This is a genomic window from Paenibacillus sp. SEL1 (genome assembly GCF_054602535.1).
In genome coordinates this window covers 3,070,088-3,090,426 of record NZ_CM137723.1, presented here as the reverse complement: position 1 = coordinate 3,090,426, position 20,339 = coordinate 3,070,088, and the positions used below count along the sequence as shown (strand labels likewise).

Genomic DNA, 20,339 nt, shown 5'->3' with positions numbered 1-20,339 from the left:
GGTACCCCAATTGCAAGTCTGTGAAATGGTAGAATCATATGAATATGTAGCAAAATACAATTCTGTTCTACAATACGGATTGACTAGGCCGGTTGCTGCACACACCTGCTGGATATCAACTGGCTACAAAAACAGCGTCGACCAAGTACAGGACGACGCTACTTAAATCTATTCAGGTCTATGATATAGCTACTCTTCTAATCCCCTAAGCTGAAAAGTCCTGTTTGACTCAGGACATTCTTTTTATGTTCTTTGAACAAGAACGCGTGTAGTCTATATATCTTGTTTTTACTTAGAGTCTGTGAGCAACTCAGTTTTAGCTTTTTCAATCGCTTCGTCACGACTCTGTACTTGCATTTTTGAGTATATAGTTGAAATGTAGTTTCGAACGGTTCCTTCAGACAAATGAACCTTACCTGCAATTGCTTTATAACGGTGCCCTTCAGTTAAACACTGTAGAATTTCCAACTCACGCTCTGTCAGTCCATAAGGGTTCTTCATCGTCCCCGTCATTTGCTGAAACAGTGTACTTGCTACTTCTTGCGTTATCATCGTTCCTCCATGGTGCACAAGCCGTATCGTATTAGCCAGCTCTCTTGGATCAATTGATTTTAGTAGATAACCTTCAGCACCCAAAGCAAGTGATTTCGTAGCATACGAAATGTCATCAAAGGTTGTGATCATAATTACACGTATGTTAGGCCAGCTTTCTTTAATTAACTTCGTCGCAGTAATACCGTCCATCTGGGGCATATGTACATCCATTAATACAACGTCTGGCGGATCGCTGGCACATTGATCTACAGCAACGTTTCCGTCTTCTGCCGTTTGAATTCGAAAATCAGGTTCGTTTTTGAGCAACAGGCCTAAACTGTCCCGAATGAGTAATTGATCATCCACCAACAATACCTTGATCTCTGGATTACTAACATCTGTATCCTGAAGTAATGGTATAGAACAGGTCACAATCGTTCCTTCACCTTCTTTGGAATGAAGGTATAGCTTGCCTTGAAGAGACGAAAGTCGCTCTTTCATTCCTGAAAGACCAAACCCGGACTTAATTTCGTCACTTCCCTTCCCATTGTCCTGCACCTGCAAAATGATCTGGTTACGGTCGTAGTGAAGAAGCACCTGAATAGAATTGGCATGCCCATGTCGGCTCGCATTAGTCAATAATTCTTGTAAACAGCGGTACAAGGTCAGTTTTGACTGTTTTAGTACAGGAAGCGGCTCCCCCATCGTTCTGAACACAACACGAATGGCAGTATTTTTTTTGAATTCATTAATTATATTTAGCAAGGATAAATCCAAAGAAGGATCTTCCTCCATAGGGTCCATCTGATGAACTTGCTTTCGGATATCTTCGAGCCCTGTTCGACCAAGTTGAAGAACAGATTGCAATCTTTCAATCCCCTCTCCAGAAGAGATATAAGGACGTAATGTTTCCATACCTAAGATAATGGAAGTGAATGTATGACCAATCGAGTCATGAAGCTCGCGTGACATGCGATATCTTTCTTCCAATAGTGTCATCTGTTCGACCTGAGTTGAATACTGCTCAAGGGTTTGATACTGCTTTTTTATTAATTCGAGTTTTTGTTTGATCCGATCTATAGAACGAAATGCCATTTGTAATCCGAAACCAATACCGTATACAAACGAAGCATCCACTAGGTTCTGGAATACGTCCTCTATCGTCCAATGAAATGCCCCTCTTCCTCCCAGACAAAACATCATCAACGCAAGAGGAAAAGTTGCCGCATGTGAACGGCCGCGGCTATAAAACGCAATCGTAAAAACAGCTGGCAAAAATAGCCGGACAAGCTCATATTGATGAGCAAATAGCAATGAAATTCCACCCACTAGAAATACTTCAGCCAACAAATACCATCGGTAATGAATTCGATCAATGAACAAAGGTAATGAATAGCAAACGAGAACAGTGATAAATACAACAGTGAAAGGGAAAGATGGGCGGTCTTGATACGATAGCAAAACAAAGCAAATCAACCACAAGATTCGGAATACAGCAACAATCCATTCCTGCCAAGACCAGCGCATATTGCATCCAAGCATGTAAGTACCCCATTCTTCTTTAATTAAGGTAATTTTTTCAATCTTTTCACATCATAACAAGGTCATGACATTTTGTCACTAGGGAGTATGACTGCGCTTCTGATACTTTATAGACAATCAAACTGTTGGCGGGGAGGGAATCGTTGTTGTCACTATTACAGATTCGTAATTTAAGTAAAAAGATTGGGAAGAGAACCATTGTTGAAGGATTGTCCTTGGATGTGAAGGCGGGAGAAATCATGGGTCTTGTTGGCCCAAATGGAGCGGGCAAGACGACCACTATTCGGATGATCGTAGGTTTAAGTTCAAAATCAGGAGGCCAGGTATTTATCCACGGCCAAGATATCGATCGCTCCTTCGAAAAGGCAATGAGACATGTAGGGGTTATCGTCGAAAACCCAGATCTGTACAAATATCTATCCGGCTATGACAATCTGATTCATTTCTCAAGAATGTCTCCAGGGGTTTCTTCGGAACGTATTCAGGAAGTAATCTCGCTCGTTGGACTTGAGGACAGCATTGATAAGAAAGTGGGAACTTATTCTCTAGGAATGAAGCAGCGACTGGGATTAGCCGTTGTTCTGGCCCATAAACCTTCCTTACTTGTGCTTGACGAGCCTACCAATGGTTTAGACCCAGCAGGAATAAGAGAGCTTCGGGAACATTTAATTAATCTGTCTCAAAAGGAAGGCGTTGGTGTTCTTATTTCTAGCCATCTTATGGCTGAAATGGAACTGATGTGTGATCAGGTAGCGATTTTAAATAAGGGAAAACTGATTGGTATTCATAATGTAGCTGAGATGATGGATAATCGGCTTGCTCCTGTTCGGTTTGAAGTAGACAGACCCGAATTGGCTCTTCCGGTATTCCAGTCCATGCTAGCGGGGAAAGAAATTATTGCAGATCAACAAACCCTACAAGTTGACATTACAAAGGATCAAATTCCGGGTATTACAAAAAAACTTATGGATACGGGGGTGAACATATACAGCGTTCAGATCACGAAACAGACACTAGAGGATAAATTTATTGAAATCACAGGGGGAATTGAAAAGTGATTCAGTTAATTTGCAATGAAAACATGAAGATTTATAAGCGTAAACGTACCTGGTTTATCATCATACTGCTTATTTTGTATGTATTAATCCAGATGGCCAATTTAAAAAGTTCTGGTATGACTGAGTACAATGAAGGCTGGAAAACGCTTTTACAGCATGAAAATTCGAAGCTAACGAGAGATGTAGCAAAGTCAGACGCTCTACCCATTGAGAAAAAAATGGCAGCAGAAAAAATTTTGATGAATCAGTATTATTTGGACCATAACATCGCTCCTCAATCTAATGCTTGGAGTTTTACAGTAAGTCAATCCAGAAATTTAATTGTAGGTATCTCTCTTTTAGCTCTTATCGTGGCTGGCGATATTGTAGCCTCTGAGTTTTCTGCCGGTACAATCAAATTTTTACTGACACGTTCAGCTACACGCTCGAAAATTTATTTTTCTAAATATATTGCAACTCTCTTGTTTGGGATATTTTTGGTTCTGCTCACTTTTCTGGCTGCCATATTTTTTGGTGGTTTAATGTTTGGCTTCAAGGGGATCGGCGATCCCTACTTATTCGTCAAAGATCAAACCATTCAGCAGGCAGATATGATTCAAGCCTTGTTAGGTGGGTTTTTATTTAATATACCTTTTATGGTTATCGTGTTGACATTTGCATTTATGATTTCTGCAGCATTTCGCAGTGTTACATTTTCTATTGTATTCTCTATGCTGGCAGCTATAGCAGGATTCGTCTTGAGTATCACCATGAATGGATGGTCTTGGACAAAATATTTTGTGTTTTCCAGCACAGATCTCAATCCTTATTTTTTTGGAACGACACCAGTGGAAGGAATGACCCTGGGCTTCTCACTGTTCCTCCTTCTACTTCATCTGGTCGCTATGCATCTCGTTTCATATCCTATTTTTACAAAACGGGATGTAATCTAAATCTATACTAACTATTTTGAAATGGAGTGATTGAAATGAAATGGCTCACTACTTTAGTGATAATCTCAATGTTACTGTTAACTGCGGCTTGTTCATCCAAACCTGCAACATCTTTAAACAAGGAACTTGAATTATCATCTGCCGGTATTTCCAGCTTAGTTTTAGATAATAGCAACGGTCAAATTGAAGTTGTCGGAAAAAACAATACAGATAAAATACAAGCCAGTGTCGTTGCTAATGGCAGCAACATGGATAAGCTAAAATTAAGTCTGGAGGGAAAAGATGGTGTAGCTACGCTTAATACTTTTTTCGAAGGCCAATTCATGTCAACAGGTCCCCAAACGGTTGATGTCAAGCTCACCATTCCGGAACAAATGAAACTAGAAATTAAACATCCGCACAGAGATGGAGATATTCAAGTAACGAATTTAGCCTCGGATGTAAGCATTGAAAATGTGAATGGTAATATCACGCTTAAAGAAATCGGTGGAGCCATTGATTTAACCAACAGAGATGGGGGAATTACTATTCAAAATAGCTCATCCGATGTCAATATTGAGAATGTAAACGGACATATTCAAGCAGATAAAATAGGGGGTACTGCATATATTGAGTTAGGTGACGGCTCTCTGGATATTGATCAAGTTGCAAAAGATGTTGTCATTATTCAGAGCGGCAATGGAAAAGTAAGCATCGGTGATGTGAAGGGGAAAGTGACTCAAAGCAAAAAATAACTGAAAGACCAAAAGGCCAACTTAAGTTGGCCTCAGATTGTCGAGAAACCCCGTCTTTTGAGACGTGGGTTTCTTTTTCTTTACATCATAAGGCTCTGGTCTCTGGAGAAACAGGGGGGTTACCCCTGTTTCTCCAGGCGATCCAGGTGGATCGCCATCTTCTTCATGTTCTGCACGGCTGCCGTCATAAGGGCTTGTTCCCTGACGTTTGGTAGACCGCGCAAACGGCAATAGCGAAACCCATGGAGCTCTTTGGCATCCGCGAAGCTTCGCTCAATCGTCTCTTTTCGTTTGCGGTACAGCCGTTTCCCGGATGGGCTTAGCCGGTTGCTCCGTACCCACTCTTTGCTGTCTTCCCAGACATGCCGAGTCACCACTTTGCGGTGGTTTCGAGACTGGGTACACTGGTCTAGCAGTGGGCAATGCTGGCACTGAGCTGGGTCAGAGGTATACTGCCGGTATCCCTTACGGTCCGTCGTTCGGTAGGGCAGTTCCTGTTGGGCTGGGCATCTATACACATTGCGTTTGGCATCGTATTCAAACTTCCATTTCGGAAACAGCCCTTGTCTGGGATGGAATCTTCGGTGAGCAATCACGGCAAAAATCTTTCGGTTTTGCAAACCTCGGCAAATCGGCGTCGTTAAATAACCTGAATCTAGCGCAACAGCTTCTACTTGAAAACCAAAGCGTTCTCTTTGTCGATCCAAACGGGACAAATAGGGGACAGAATCATGTACATTCCCCGGCGTCACATGCACATCCGTAATCAGATTGTACTTCATATCCACTGTGCGGTGGTCCAGATAGAAGAAGCCTTCAGGCTTGCCATCACGGATCATATAGCCGCTGTCCGGGTCTGTTTTGTTCACTTTAATTTCTTTTTCTTCGTTCACTTCCTCTCGGGATTTTAAGGCTTTTTTCCGTGGCTTTTCCGGTCCTCCTTCACCGCTTCGTTAAGCTCGTCCATATAGTCTTTGGTATTCTGCAACACTTGTTCTTTGGTGTACTGGTGCCTGTTAGCATTGGCTTTGACGTGTGTGGAATCGGTGACGAGAACACGCCCACCCACCATTCGGTGAGAGATCGCCTGCAGCACAATTTCATCGAAGATATCTTGAAAGATCGTGGTGTCTTTAAAGCGAGTGCGACGATTCCAGCTAATCGTCGTATGGTCTGGAACTTTATCCGTTAAGCCCAGCCCCAGGAACCAGCGATAAGCCAGGTTCGTCTGAATTTCACGCTCGAGTTGCCGTTCTGAGCGAATGCCATAGAAATAACCGAGAAAGATCATTTTAAACAACACGGTAGGATCAATGGCAGGACGCCCGTTGTCCGCACAATACAGCGGGCTTACCTTCTCATGAATAAAGGAGATGTCTATATATGTATCCACTTTACGAAGCAGATGATCTTGCGGTACCAGTTCTTCCAGAGAAACCAATTCAAAAGATTGTTGTTGGTCTCGATGAGGTCGCAGCATATCAACACCGTCCGTTCTACAATAGTTACCTATATTATACAACATTAACGCGGTGTCGTCTTAAATAAAATGAACATAAAAAAGCTGTCGAGATTTTCTCGACAGCCTGAGGCCAACTTAAGTTGGCCTTTCCATTAACATCAGGTCCTTCAATCACATTATAAGCAGAAATTCAGTTTATAATGCTGATACCCGTTCTTTTTCACCTACGCTATTAAGGACTGGTTCGGCATTTTGACTGAAAAAGTTACGTAATTCTTTGTTCTTATGAGCCATGATACCCATCACCAGAGCAACTATTCCCGAAGCCAGAGGAAGGTATACCCAATGGATTCTATCCAACAGTATTCCGTACAACCCGATTCCAAGCGGAGTTGCTAGCATAGTGATCGAGCTGATTACACCAAACACCCCGGCTCTGATATGGTCTGGAGTATACAGCTGCACATAAGATATCATGGGGACATTGCTCATCGAATTAAAAAATCCGGTTACTGCCAAAATCATAATGAAGATGAACGTCATCTGTATCAGGCTTCCTGCTGTTGAGGGAAACAATAATGGAAAACACCATGTTAGGAATAAGATGGCTTGAAGCTGAAACAGGATGAATATTTTGGTAATAACAAATTGATGTACTTTTCGACGTGAAACCACAATGGCTCCTGCAATGACTCCTATGAACCAGGCTCCTTGAATAACAGACAGTTGTTGAGCTGAAAGTTGAAGTTCCTGATAAGTCACATACGGTAGTACAACCTGGATTAATGGAGCGAGCATAAAATTGATGCCAACAAAGATGACAAGTAAATACATGATGGCTTTTTGCTTGTTTATATACGCAAACACGTCTTTTACGCTGTCTAAATAACTTGAGGATACCGTTTGTTCATCAGATTTCCTGAATTGTAACCATAGTTGCATTAATCCAGCCGAAATAAATGTTATTCCGTTAATCATCACAATCGTTTCCAAGCCCCAAGCTCGATAAGTAATTGCACCCAGGATCGGGCCAAGTACATTTATGATTGCTCCTATGCTTTGATAGGAAGAGTTTACGCTATGAACGTTTTCTCTTTCCACTAAGTTAGGAATTGAAGCGTTCAGCGTTAGGAACGTAAATGATTGAATTAAGCTTAATATAACGGAAAACACGGCGAGTAACATAACATTGGTTGAGTCCAACAAGAAAATGGGTAAAAAGATTAGTAACGCTATGCCGCTTAATATTTCGGTTATGACAAGCACTTTTTTCTTATTACTCCGGTCTATAACTACACCTGCAAAAATATTGACAAATACTCCGGGCAGAATGGATAAGCCTAACACCATTGAAAATACAGTGGCCGATCCGGTGATATCCAAAATATATAGACTTAAAGCAAACTTAAAAATCGAACTTCCTAGCTCGGATATAAGTCTGGTCACAGAAAAAATAAATAGATTCCGGCGAGCATAAAACAAGAATTCCTTTGGCTGATTCATGAGATCCCCCTATTCGGTTAGGGCAAGAGTTACAGAACGGTTGCCCAGCGTCTTTCCAATTGCTCCAAGGCACTTTGTAAATGATTCCGTACTATACTTTCGTCTTCTGAAAAAGGTAGAGTTAGTGCCACAAACAGATTAGACTCGCTATCATGCCAAACTTCGCATAAGATTCGTGTTCTTCCTTCAACATTGACATTACCCAGATCCACCGTTTGTAGGAGTTGATGCTCACTTCTCAGCTCACCAAGGAAATTAAATACAATTGGCATTCTATCCAAAGCCTGCTGCAAGTATCCTCCAGATAAAGGATAATCGTTCTGTACATCCGGATTATACATTAAGTTAGCAAAGCTGATATTATGTTCAGCTGCCCATTGAACACTTTGGCGAACCTGTTGTTCTAGAGATACCAGGTTTTGGTCTAAGTTAGTTAGTATCGGGATATGATCCACAAATTCACCAATAACATCATAGTAACGCTTTTCTCCAAAGCTTCGGCCATACTGCGTTACCCAAATTGGTACCTGACTAAGCTCGAAATACATTTTACAAAAAGCAGTAAACGTAAAGAATGCGATCTCCCAATGACTAGTGTTGTCCAAGTGAACTGCTCTCTCGGAAGATTTCAAATCCCAAATAACGGTTGTATGCCCTTCAAGTACTGCTTTTTGATCGACAAAATCAGTTATACGACCAATTGCACGATCAAACTTATCTAGACTATAGGTAGTTGCTAGTTCCAGATCGTCAACACCCTGAGGTCCTCCCATAATATGAGCTGTAAAATCAGAGTAACGATTTTTGCTCCCTTCAGGCGTTTCCTTTCCAGCTCGAACACATTCATAATAAGTGTTGAACTGGTGCTTAATAATCTCACTGCTCATAAAGTCAAAGATCGAGTGCGAAAAAGGTAATATGAGGATGTAGTCTTTCAGATTCTTTTTCACAATCAATATCCGATATAAGAGTGAATTGCTCAATTCATGCTTCTTGTAAAAATAAGGCCAGATGATATTATTCAGAATCACTTGCTGTGTATCTTCGTCATACATAGAGATATCCACCAGTGGTACAGGAAGATGATCCGGTGCTTCCCTTACCTGCCATTGCAAATCTCCGTTTTCTTCACACAGCGTACTTCTCATCAAATCTTGCTCTCGAATAATCTGCAGAATCGTTTCTTCCACATATTCCATGTTCATATGTTTTTCTAGTGGAATAATCGTGCCAGAAATATCACTGTGTTGGAGATGGTAGCGTTGTGTTGGAGAAACAGGCAGTCTCTCTATCACTCCTGGGTTTAGAATAGCTTTGGAGAAAACGTCCAAATCATTGTCAATTCTTTCTGTCCATATGCTCTTAATGTCTTCAAGATTGACCTTTTCTAGTCTCAGGGTTTCTTCTCCATGCCAAGTGATGTAATGAGGCTGGATCGATTCATCGCAATTCATGTCCAACAGTTCTATAATCTCTTTTTCGAAAGAAATGGCTCCATCTTCTAAATGCAGAACAATATAAGATTTTCCATTGAATTGCTCTTGTTGTATCCATCCCTTAACGTTCAGCTTTTGATGCAGCAACGCTATAATCTGATCAAATTGTTGGGCAAGTGCAGAATGGTTCTCTTCCATTCTTTCCACATGTAATGCCAACTCTCTGACCGTAGGGTATTGATAGATACTGCTCAACCGTAATTCACTACTCAAAATCCCCTGTAACCTGGATGCAAGCTGAATAGCCGTTAAAGAATGTCCTCCCAATTCAAAGAAGTTATCGTCGATACCCACATGTTCAACACCGAGTACACTCATCCAGATCTCAACTAATTCCTTTTCCAGTTCACTGCTAGGCTCTACATATTCCGTTCCGGTGCCAAACTCCAGCTCAATTTCTAATAGCATACGACGATTAATCTTACCACTCGACGTGAGCGGCATCTGATCCAAGAATACAAAATAAGCTGGAATCATATACTCTGGAACTGAGACAGATAGATTTTGTCGCAACATTGCCGTTGTCACATGAGGTTCGGCAACAAGATACCCACCCAAACTAGGCGTCCCCGTTCGGTCATCAGCACGGGCAAGCACTGCCGCTGCCCGAACTCCATCATGTGCAAGCAAAGCCGCCTCAATCTCACCCAGTTCGATCCGATACCCGCGGATTTTCACCTGATGATCGATTCTGCCCATATATTCGATATTTCCATCCGGCAACCATCTGGCCAGATCTCCTGTTCGGTACATCCGTCCTCCCGGCTCGTATGGATCTTCTACGAACTTCTCTTCCGTCAATTCCTCCCGGTTCACATATCCTCGTGCTACACAGTCGCCTCCAATATGCAGTTCACCAGGTATCCCTATCGGTTGCAAACGGTCCTTCTTGTCCAAAACGTACAATTTTACGTTATCAATCGGCTTCCCGATCGGAATGCTCTCCGGTTCATGCTCGGCAGGACAATCATAATACGCCACCTCCACAGTCGCTTCCGTTGGGCCATACAGATTGTGCAGCGTGGCACCTCCGCCGCCTATCAGGCGGTTAAACCGACGAACCTGCTCTGTCATCAGCGCTTCTCCGCTGGCAAATACACGTCGTACACTGTGCATTTTCCCCGCAGCTCCGCTGTGTTCCATATATTCCAGAAACGCTCCCAGCATCGACGGCACAAAATGCAATGCCGTTACCCGGTTAGCCTCAACCGTATCAGCTATTGTTGCCGGGTCCTTCTCTCCTCCCGGCTCCAAAAAGCATACCGTTGCCCCTTGGATAGCCCACGAGAATAATTCCCACAACGATACATCAAAGGTATACGGTGTCTTTTGCAGGATCACATCCTCCGCTCCAAACGGAATCCGCTTTTGCATCCAGTGCAGACGATTGATCAGCGAGGCGTGCTCAATCATGACTCCTTTGGGCTTACCCGTAGATCCCGAGGTGTAAATCACATACACCAAATCCGTCGAGCGATTGATTGATTCCGGATTCTTTTCTCTTCCTGTTTGCTCCTTTTCCTGTACCAGCATATCTTCGATAGCGATCAGTTCCCGGGTTGTTCCATGACAGCGAAGCTGCTCCGCTAACTCCTGCTGGGTCAATAAAATGGATGCTCCACTGTCCTCCAGCATGAACGCTAGTCGTTCTTCAGGGTCCTCTGGATTCAGCGGCAGATAGGCTCCACCTGCTTTCAAGATTCCTAGTAATCCGATAATCATCTCCAACGACCGGTGAACCGCGATCCCCACCACACGATCAGGTCCTACTCCTTTTTCCCGCAGCACATGAGCCAACCGATTCGCTTGGGCATTCAGCTCCTGATACGTTAGTTGCCGTCCTTTATAAAGGGCTGCCGGATGTTCCGGTGTTCGCTCCACCTGCTCCTCAAACAATTGATGGATTGTCTTCTCTCGCGGATAGATTGCTTTCGTATTGTTAAATTCATTCAAAATCACTTCTTTCTCTGGTAAAGAAGTTACTTCAATCGAGGATATACTCATCTCTGGATTATCCACGATTTGTCGGACTACGCCATTTAAATGATTTTTTATACGTTCCACAAATTCTCTACTTAAGGTATCAGCATTGTACAGAAATTTAATGTTCAGTTCTTCTTTCAGGGAAACAATAAGATTAAAGTCATAGTTTGTCTGTTCATAAAAGGCCATATCTCGCACGTGAATTTTCAGATTGTGCTTCTGAAGCGCCTCTTCTTCGCCATACTCAGGGTAATTTTCAAACACAATAATATGATCTAACAGGCTTTGCTTCAGCGTAGATATGGATTGAATGTCCGCTAACGATGTGTACTCATACTTAACAGAATCAATGGAGCTTTGTTGAGCTCTCTTGGCCATTTCAATGAAGCTTTCATTCTCCTCGCCATAAATTCGCACGGGAATAGTATTAATGAAAATACCTACCATGCTCTCAATGTCTGGGATTACTGGCGGTCGCCCTGAAACGACTGCTCCAAATACTACATCGTTGGTATTGTTATATCTTTGAAGCAATGCCCCCCATATGGATTGGAACAACGTGTTGACCGTAATCCGATTATGAGATGCAATCTCTGTTAATCGTCGTGTCAATGTTTGGTCTAACGAAAATTCCAGCTGACTCGTCTGGTAACCACCTTCTTTAGCCTGCAATTTGGACGTCTTTGGTATAACTGCACATTGCGTATATCCATCCAAAGCCTGTTTCCAATATTGCATGGCCTCCTCTTTGTCCTGCTTTTCCAGCCAACGAATATAAGTTGAATAAGCAGGGGCTGTTTCAGACTTAAGCGGTCTAACATTTTTCAATTCTAGATACATACTCATAAAATCGCGGTAGACAATTCCTACGCACCATCCATCCATAATCATATGATGGAAGGTCCACATCATAAGGAACTTATCAGGAGTTGTTTTTAATACATTTATACGTATTAGTGCTTCATTGGATAAATCAAATCCACGCAGAAGATCTTGCTTTTTGTAATCCTCTAGATAAGCGGTAATTTCTTGCTCATTCATCCCGGTAAGGTCATAATACCGAAACTCTGCATGCTGATGTTTACGCACTACTTGCCGAGGTTCACGTATACCGGTAAACACAAAATTCGTACGCAATACTTCATATTTTGCCAACAATTCTTGAAAACTCTGTTCCAGAAGTTCCTGCTGTAGTTCACCTTCCATTTCAATCGCGACTTGCTCCACATAAGCTGTAGTTTCCGGCTCCATCATGTAATGGAACAGCATTCCCTGCTGCATAGGTGTTAACGGGTAAATATGCTCTACCTGTTCAGTCCCACCAAACTGTGTGAGGATCTGATCTAACTCAGGAATAGAGAGAGTATGGTCTTGGTAATCAGATGGTGTGAGAACCTTCTGTGAAATGCTTGTACAGTGATTAATTAACATTTTTAAATGTTCAATATACATAAGGGATAATTGTTCAATAGCATGGTCTTCATGCTCGCCATGAATATATCCAAATTCAAGTAACAGTTGGTCTTGGGAAACAATACTGTTGATGTCCAGTGTAAAATGGCTTTCTCCCCCTTCACCAACAGAACGTCCCGGCGATAACGGTGACGATTCAAAGCTTCCCTCTTGCGTACCATCCATAAATTGTCCCAGATAATTAAAACTGATTTGTGGCTGTATGTTAAAATCTAAATCTTGAATATGCTCCACATCGGTCAAATACTTCAGAATTCCGTATCCAATCCCTCGATTAGGGATATGCCGAATCATTTCCTTAGTTCGCCGAATAACAGATGAAATATCTTCACCATCCCTCATATCCAGAACAACAGGAAACATCGAAGTAAACCAACCTATGGTTCGAGTAACATCAATCTCCTCCATAATCTCTTCCCTGCCATGTCCTTCAAGATTAATAGCGAAGATTTTACTACCCGCCCATTGCTTAATAGCCAATCCAAGCGCTGATAACAATAAGTCATTAATTTCGGTATTATAGGCCTGATGAGCAGTTCCAAGCAGTAGCTGTGTATCTTGCTTGTCCAACCGGACAGCTATACTCGTTCTTTCTTTTTTCACTCCACCCTCTTTAGTAACTGCTCTCTTCTGAGGAAATGGAGACTCACATTGAACACCTTCAATTTGCTGCCAATATGCCTTCTCCTTTAGCAAAGCCCGACTATTCGAATACTCTGCAAGTCGGTCAGACCAATACTGAAAAGAGTCCGTTTTATCCGGCAAAGTGATAGTCTCACCTTGTAATGCCTGGGTATATGCGCTCTCCAAATCCTCTAATAAGATTCGCCAGGAGACCCCATCAATAACTAAATGGTGAATAACAATCAGCAAATGCTGACCTTGATCTGTTTGGAACAAGCCAACCTGGATAATCTCGCCTGCTCTTAAGTCCATGGTAGCCTGTAGCCGACTAGCCTCTTCCTCAATCTTGCTTTCAGCATCGTTACTTCCTTGTAAATTATAAATATTTACATGAAGAGGCTTTAACTGCATTTCCGTATGATATTGGCAAACAGAACTCTGACCGATCTCATACGCCATTCGTAGGGCATCATGGTGAATAATAATATTCTCCAAAGCAGTTTTTAGGGCTTTTTCATCAAATACAACACTAGTAAACAACATAACCGCTTGATTAAAATGGTTCCGATCATCCTGTACATTTTCGAAGAACCATCTTTGGATTGGAGTTAGCTGTACCTCACCTGTTACCGCCTTCTGGTCAATGATTCTGGAACGACGTTGGACATATGGTGCTACTTGCTGAACAGTAGGGTGCTGAAATATGTCCTTCATATCCAGCTTTAATCCCTCTTGACTCAACCTTGCGATAACTTGAATGGCCTTAATAGAGTCTCCTCCAAGATCAAAAAAACTGTGACTAATTCCAATTCCCTCTTGTCCCAGCACGCCTTCCCAAATTTTGATCAACTTCTCTTCCGTAGGGCTTGTCGGTGGTTCATACAGCGTGCTTAAGTCTAAGTTGATATGAGGCTCTGGCAATTTCTTCTGATCCACCTTGCCATTAGCGTTGAGCGGCAAACTATCCAGCAGTATTAAGCTAGATGGCAGCATGTAATCTGGTAAATACTTCGCCAAGTAACGGCGAATAGCTGAAGTATTTAAATCCCCATCTGTCACCATATATGCAGAAATACGATTTTGACCGGATTGATCCAGTTTAGCTACAACTATTGCCTCTTTAATGCGTTCATGGGATAGTAGTTGATTTTCAATTTCTCCAAGCTCTATACGAAAACCCCTAATTTTCACCAGATGATCTTGGCGGCCTACAAATTCAATATTTCCATCTGGAAGCCATTTTGCAATGTCACCTGTTTTGTACATTTTCTCGCCTGGATTAAATGGATTGTCTATAAACTTTTCTTTTGTAAAATCAGGTAGGTTCAAATAGCCCCGGGATAGTGCATCCCCTGCTATACAAAGTTCTCCCGGTATACCAATAGGCTGCAATTTGAGATTTTTATCCAGAATATACACAGTAGTACCTGTAATCGGGACTCCAATTGGAATTGTACCTTGCCGTTCATGAATCCGATCTACACCATAACAGGTAGCAAAGACCGTGCTTTCGGTAGGACCGTACATGTGCAGCATTTTATTGGGCCCGATATGTTCAAACAACTTACTCACATGCGAAAGCGAAACCCGCTCTCCTCCAAAAAGTACTTTGCGAATTGTAGTAAAACATTCAATATTTGTTTCTATCAACGTGTTAAACAAGGCGGTAGTAACAAAAAATACCGAGACATTTTCATATCGAATTAAGGAAGACAGTTTTTCTGGATTCAGCATATTTTCTTTACGTAAGAGAACCAGCTTCGAACCATTGACCAGAGCACCGAATATATCAAAGACCGATCCGTCAAAGGCATAGTTAGATAGCTGCAAGAGAATATCCTGATCAGTAAGATCGATATAATTGGAATTTTTAATCAATCTTCCCACGTTATAATGCATGGTCAGATTTCCTTTTGGTTTACCTGTTGAGCCCGAAGTGTATAGCACATATGCCAAATCATCCGGTTCATTCACATAAGGTAAATTACTAGAATCTGAATCCTTAACGATAGTATCGAGCTGGTCCAAATCAAGGATTTCCCCTGTAAACCAATCTGCTTCTGCATCTTTCATAAAAGTTGATTCAGTCAGAACACGATTGGAAGCCAGTAATAGGGCTACCTTGCAATCGTATAGCATCAGACTAATTCGCTCCGCCGGATAATCTGGTGCCAGAGGGACATATGCACCCCCAGCCTTTAAAATCCCTAGGATTCCGGCTATCATTTCGAAAGATCGCTCTACCATAATGCCTACAAGCGTATTGGCCTGTACTCCTTTTTCTCTAAGCACTCTAGCAAGCTGATTCGCTTTTTCGTTTAACTCGCTGTAAGTCCATTGTTGTTCCTCAAACGATACCGCAATTCGATCGGGCGTCTTCGCTACCTGCTCTTCAAAGAGCTGATGCAGCAATTTTCGATCCTCTTTCTCGTTATAAGCAGGTACCGTATTAAATTTCCTTAACAGGATTTCTTCTTCAGATGTAGTAACCATGTTAACATCACTAATCTGGAGATCCGCAGAATCCACAATTGTCTGCAAAATCTGCAAATAATGCCTTGACATTCTCTCAATGCTTTCTTTGTGAAACAGCTTATTACAATAATCAATTCGAAAAGAGATTCCCTCTTGATTCGCTTCTGCTGTTAATGTTAAATCTACTTTGGCTATGCCAATTTCAACAGAATACGGCGATATGGATATCCCGTCAGCTTGCAGGTTTACCGAATCGGTATTTTCTAGAGAGAACATCGTATCAAACAGAGGATTTCGGCTTAGATCCCTGTGCAGTTCGAGCTTATCTACAAGATCTTCTATTGGGTAATCCTGATGTTCGAATGCTTCCAGGCTGTTTCTTTGCACCTCCAGTAGAAATTGCTTAAGCGTTTTGTCAGCAGCTGGGTGGTTACGCAACACAAGTGTATTAACGAACATCCCCATAATATTTTCTAAATCCGTATGATTACGACCTGCTATTGGAGACCCTATCACGACATCTTCCTGGCCTGAATATTTATGCAGCAATACGTTGTAAGCCGATAGCAGTACCATAAATAAAGTGGTCCGATTCTCTGCAACAAATTGTTGTAGATTTTCACTGAGTGTCTTGTCAGCTTGAAAAGAATACCGATCACCTTCAAAGCTTTGAACTTGAGGTCTCGTGAAGTCAGTTGGTAGATTTAGTACAGGAAGTTCATCCGAAAACAAGTCTAGCCAGTACTGTTCCTGCTTTATCAAGTGTCCCTCTTTGATCCACTCACTGTTCCAAACGGCGTAGTCTTTATATTGAATACGCAATGGTGACAGCGAGCTCCCGTGATACAATTTTGTGAAATCGTTAGCCAAAATGCTCATGGAAACGCCATCTGCAATAATATGGTGCATATCTACCATTAAGATGTGTCTATTGTCCGAAATACGCACCAGCTTCGCCCGCAACAAAGGAGCCAGACCTAAGTTAAACGGTCTTACAAACGTCTTGAATATCGCTTGAATCTGTTTGTCCTGTGCTTCTTTCCCGTCTTCATCAGCCTGTTGGAAACTCAGTTGAAATGGAACCTCACTATGGATTTTTTGTACTGGCTCCTGTGTGCTCCACTCAAATGATGTCCGCAATGCCTCATGTCTACGTACTAGATCCCTGAACACTCGCTCCAGCCGCTTAATGTCCAGATTTCCTTCCATCAGTAAGGCAAAGGGCATATTGTACGCTGTTTCTGCTCCTTCAAACTGTTGTAAAATCATTTGTCTCTTTTGAACGGATGTCACCGGATACGAATCACGTAGCTCAGTAGGAGCAATATCCACCATCTTCCCGGCTGCAACCTCTGGTCTGCAGATCAAAACACTCATTTCTTCGATTGTCGGATGTACAAAAATATCACGGAGCGGAATTTCAACTTGTAACAGCTTATTGATTCGAGACATGAGTCGAGTCGCCGTTAGTGAATGTCCACCCAGTTCAAAAAAGTTGTCATGTATACCGATGGAGGATATGTCTAACATCTTCTCCCAAATCTCCGCCAGTTTTCTTTCCGTTTCGTTCCTTGGTGCAACATATCTAGTGGTTCGCATCCTATGATCCGGTTCGGGTAGCGCTTTACGATTAACCTTACCACTGGACAGGTGCGGCATAACATCTAGTCGAACGAAATGACTCGGCACCATGTAATCCGGTATTAATGCCTTCAAGTGAGTCCTTAAAATAGATGTGTTCAAACCCTCTCCGCTTTCGAAATATGCACATAAATATTTGCCGCCATTCCGGTCATCAAGGGCCAGTACCGTCGCTGCCCTGACACCTTCGTACGCGAGCAAGGCCGCTTCAATCTCACCCAGTTCGATCCGGTAGCCCCGAATTTTCACTTGATGGTCGATCCGTCCCATATATTCAATGTTTCCATCCGGCAGCCATCTCGCCAAGTCTCCTGTCCGGTACATCCGTCCACCCGCCGCATATGGGTCCTCTACGAACTTCTCCTCCGTCAGTTCTTTTCGATTCACATATCCCCGGGCTACGCAGTCCCCTCCAATATGCAGTTCGCCCGGTACACCTATCGGCTGCAATCGATCTTTACTGTCCAAAATGTACAATTTCACGTTATCAATCGGCTTCCCGATTGGAATGCTCTCTGGCTCCTGCTCGACAGGACAGTCGTAATACGCTACCTCTACCGTCGCTTCTGTCGGTCCATACAGATTGTGCAGCGTGGCTCCTCCGGCTCCCAGCAAACGGTTAAACCGCCGGACGTGCTCTGTCATCAGCGCTTCCCCGCTGGCAAACACTCGCCGTACACTGCGCATTTTCCCGGCGGTTCCACTGTGCTCGATATACTCCAGGAACGCTCCCAGCATGGATGGCACAAAATGTATCGCCGTTACCCCGTTGGCCTCCACCGTTTCGGCTATCGTTGCCGGATCTTTTTCTCCTCCCGGCTCCAAAAAGCATACCGTTGCTCCCTGAATCGCCCACGAGAACAGCTCCCACAACGATACGTCAAAGGTATACGGTGTTTTTTGCAGAATGACATCCTTCGCTCCAAACGGAATTCGTTGTTCCATCCAGTGCAGACGGTTGATCAACGAAGCGTGCTCAATCATGACCCCCTTCGGCTTGCCTGTGGAGCCTGAGGTATAAATCACGTACACCAAATCGGTCGAGCGGTTAATAGGTTCCGGGTTCTTCTCGCATTCTTCTCCTGTAAGTTCCATCCCCTCCATCAGCAGATCTTCGATAGCGATCAGCTCGCGATCGGCTCCGTGCGGACGAAGGCGGTCCAACTGATCCCGCTGGGTCAGCAGGATAGATGCCCCGCTATCCTCCAGCATGAATCCCAGCCGTTCTTCCGGGTCCTCTGGATGTAGCGGCAGATACGCCCCGCCTGCCTTCAAAATCCCCAGCAGACCAACGATCATCTCCAGCGATCGATGAACTGCGATGCCCACCATCTGGTCGGGCCCGATCCCTTTCTTCCGCAGGACGTGAGCCACCCGATTCGCTTGGGCATTCAGCTCCCGGTACGTCAATTGCCGATCTTTGTATAGGGCTGCCGGATGTTCCGGTGTTCGCTCCACCTGCTCCTCAAACAATTGATGAATCGTCTTCTCCCTTGGATAAGGCGCAGCCGTCCCGTTGAATTTCTTCAAAATCAATTCTTTTTCTTCTGGTAGAATAATATCTATTTCGTTCAAAACTACATCAGCAGATGAAACCACAGTGCGGGCGATTTCTTCAACATGTCGACCTAATCGATCTATATATGCTGGTTCGTATAATAGACCGTTATAGCTGAATTTCATCCGCAGTTTCTCACCGGGGACAACGTTAAGGTTGAAGGAATAATTAGTTTGTTCAAAGCCAGCCATCTCCGAAACCGCTAAACTGTTTTCGTCCGCGTGATCGGGGGCCTCCTCCATACCCGGAAAGTTTTCAAAAGCCAAAATATGGTGTATCAGATTACTCTTCAACAAACTCCCCGCCTGAATATCAGCAAGAGGCACATAATGGTGCTCCCCCGCCTCCATAACCGAATGTTGTACATGCTGGACGAATTCCGAAAAAGCAAGATGATCCTCTTCACTTGATATACGCACTGGAATAGTATTGATAAATAGGCCCACCATATTTTCTGCTCCCGGAATATCTGACGGACGACCGGAAACGACAGAGCCAAATACCACGTCGCGGGTGTTGTTGTATTTCATCAATAGCAGACCCCAGATGGAGTGAAACAATGTACTCAAAGTAACCTTGAGTTCTTTGGCCAGTGATTCCAACTGACCTGTTAATTGCGAATCAAAGCTAAAGATTTGCTGCTGTGGATCGTAATCAACGTGGCTCCCTTTACCACTCGTAGGCAAGATGCTTTGCTGTTCAAAACCATCCAAATATCGCTCCCAAAACATAAGCGCTGTATCTGTATCCTGCTTGTCCAGCCATTTGAGGTATTTTTCATAAGAAGGAGCTTCACCTAGCTGAACTGGCTCATTTTTTTTCAATGATGTGTAGATCTGGAACCATTCTTTCAGAACGATTTCTAAGCACCATCCATCCATAATGATGTGATGAAAGCTAACGATCAGCTTGTATACATCAGACGCACACTGCAATATGGAGACCCGGAATAACTCATCCCGGGTGATATCAAATCCGTTGGCCTTATCACGTTGAACAAACTGTTCTATATAGGCCACCTGGTCAGATTGCGTTAGTGAAGAAATGTCTTCAAAGTGAATGGATGGATGCTTCTGCCGGAATACGATCAATTTAGGCTCTTCAATATTGACGTGAAAAACATTGCTGCGCAATATCTCATGGCGCTCAAATAGAACAGAAAGACTTTGGTCCAGAAGCTCTACCTCGAGTAAGCCGTTCAGGGTAAGACTCACTTGTTCAAAATAGGCGTACGAAGTTTGATCTAGCAGGCTATGGAACAAGATTCCTTGTTGCATCGGAGTTAATCGGAATATACTTTGAATTTGCAGATCTTTACTCATAA

At 43.1% G+C, this 20,339-nt stretch carries 7 protein-coding genes; 3 read left to right on the top strand and 4 right to left on the bottom strand.

All coding sequences use genetic code 11. From position 1 onward, the window contains the following. Positions 1-288: 288 nt before the first annotated feature. Positions 289-2,076 carry a hybrid sensor histidine kinase/response regulator transcription factor gene (locus ACYCSE_RS13990; RefSeq protein ID WP_254351895.1) on the bottom strand — a complete coding sequence of 596 codons (1,788 nt, stop codon included), beginning with the start codon at positions 2,074-2,076 and terminating at the stop codon, positions 289-291. A gap of 146 nt (positions 2,077-2,222) precedes the next feature. On the opposite strand from ACYCSE_RS13990, the gene ACYCSE_RS13985 reads away from it, so the two are divergent. Genes ACYCSE_RS13985 through ACYCSE_RS13975 form a run of 3 tightly spaced genes read left to right on the top strand, consistent with a single transcriptional unit; the run spans position 2,223 to position 4,800 of the window. Next, complete coding sequence (locus tag ACYCSE_RS13985) at positions 2,223-3,134, top strand: ABC transporter ATP-binding protein (RefSeq protein ID WP_025679827.1); 912 nt, start codon at positions 2,223-2,225, stop codon at positions 3,132-3,134. After that, positions 3,131-4,066 (top strand): ABC transporter permease, encoded by a 936-nt coding sequence (locus tag ACYCSE_RS13980; protein ID WP_254351894.1) that lies wholly within the window; start codon positions 3,131-3,133, stop codon positions 4,064-4,066. Before ACYCSE_RS13985 ends, ACYCSE_RS13980 begins: the two co-directional genes overlap by 4 nt. A gap of 35 nt (positions 4,067-4,101) precedes the next feature. Next, on the top strand, positions 4,102-4,800 hold the full coding sequence (locus tag ACYCSE_RS13975; RefSeq protein WP_254351893.1) for a DUF4097 family beta strand repeat-containing protein: 699 nt from the start codon (positions 4,102-4,104) through the stop codon (positions 4,798-4,800). A 119-nt stretch (positions 4,801-4,919) separates the two neighbouring features. On the opposite strand, the gene ACYCSE_RS13970 is transcribed toward ACYCSE_RS13975, so the two are convergent. From ACYCSE_RS13970 to ACYCSE_RS13960, 3 genes are all read right to left on the bottom strand, one after another. Beyond that, positions 4,920-6,280 (bottom strand): IS1182 family transposase gene (locus tag ACYCSE_RS13970; protein ID WP_459698441.1). Its coding sequence is split into 2 segments (ribosomal slippage): positions 4,920-5,713 and positions 5,713-6,280, totalling 1,362 coding nucleotides; the frame shifts between segments, so codons are not numbered across the junction. A gap of 177 nt (positions 6,281-6,457) precedes the next feature. Beyond that, the gene (locus ACYCSE_RS13965) at positions 6,458-7,765 is read right to left on the bottom strand and encodes an MFS transporter (RefSeq protein WP_254351114.1); all 1,308 of its coding nucleotides are present in this window, start codon (positions 7,763-7,765) and stop codon (positions 6,458-6,460) included. 29 nt (positions 7,766-7,794) lie between these two features. Beyond that, complete coding sequence (locus ACYCSE_RS13960) at positions 7,795-20,337, bottom strand: amino acid adenylation domain-containing protein (protein WP_459698440.1); 12,543 nt, start codon at positions 20,335-20,337, stop codon at positions 7,795-7,797. Between the last annotated feature and the right edge of the window lie 2 nt (positions 20,338-20,339).

Bases quoted from the DNA above. Each gene is read 5' to 3' on its own strand.
- ACYCSE_RS13990 (WP_254351895.1), bottom strand. From the start codon at position 2,076: ATGCTTGGATGCAATATGCGCTGGTCTTGGCAGGAATGGATTGTTGCT.
- ACYCSE_RS13975 (WP_254351893.1), top strand. From the start codon at position 4,102: ATGAAATGGCTCACTACTTTAGTGATAATCTCAATGTTACTGTTAACT.
- ACYCSE_RS13965 (WP_254351114.1), bottom strand. From the start codon at position 7,765: ATGAATCAGCCAAAGGAATTCTTGTTTTATGCTCGCCGGAATCTATTT.
- ACYCSE_RS13960 (WP_459698440.1), bottom strand. From the start codon at position 20,337: ATGAGTAAAGATCTGCAAATTCAAAGTATATTCCGATTAACTCCGATG.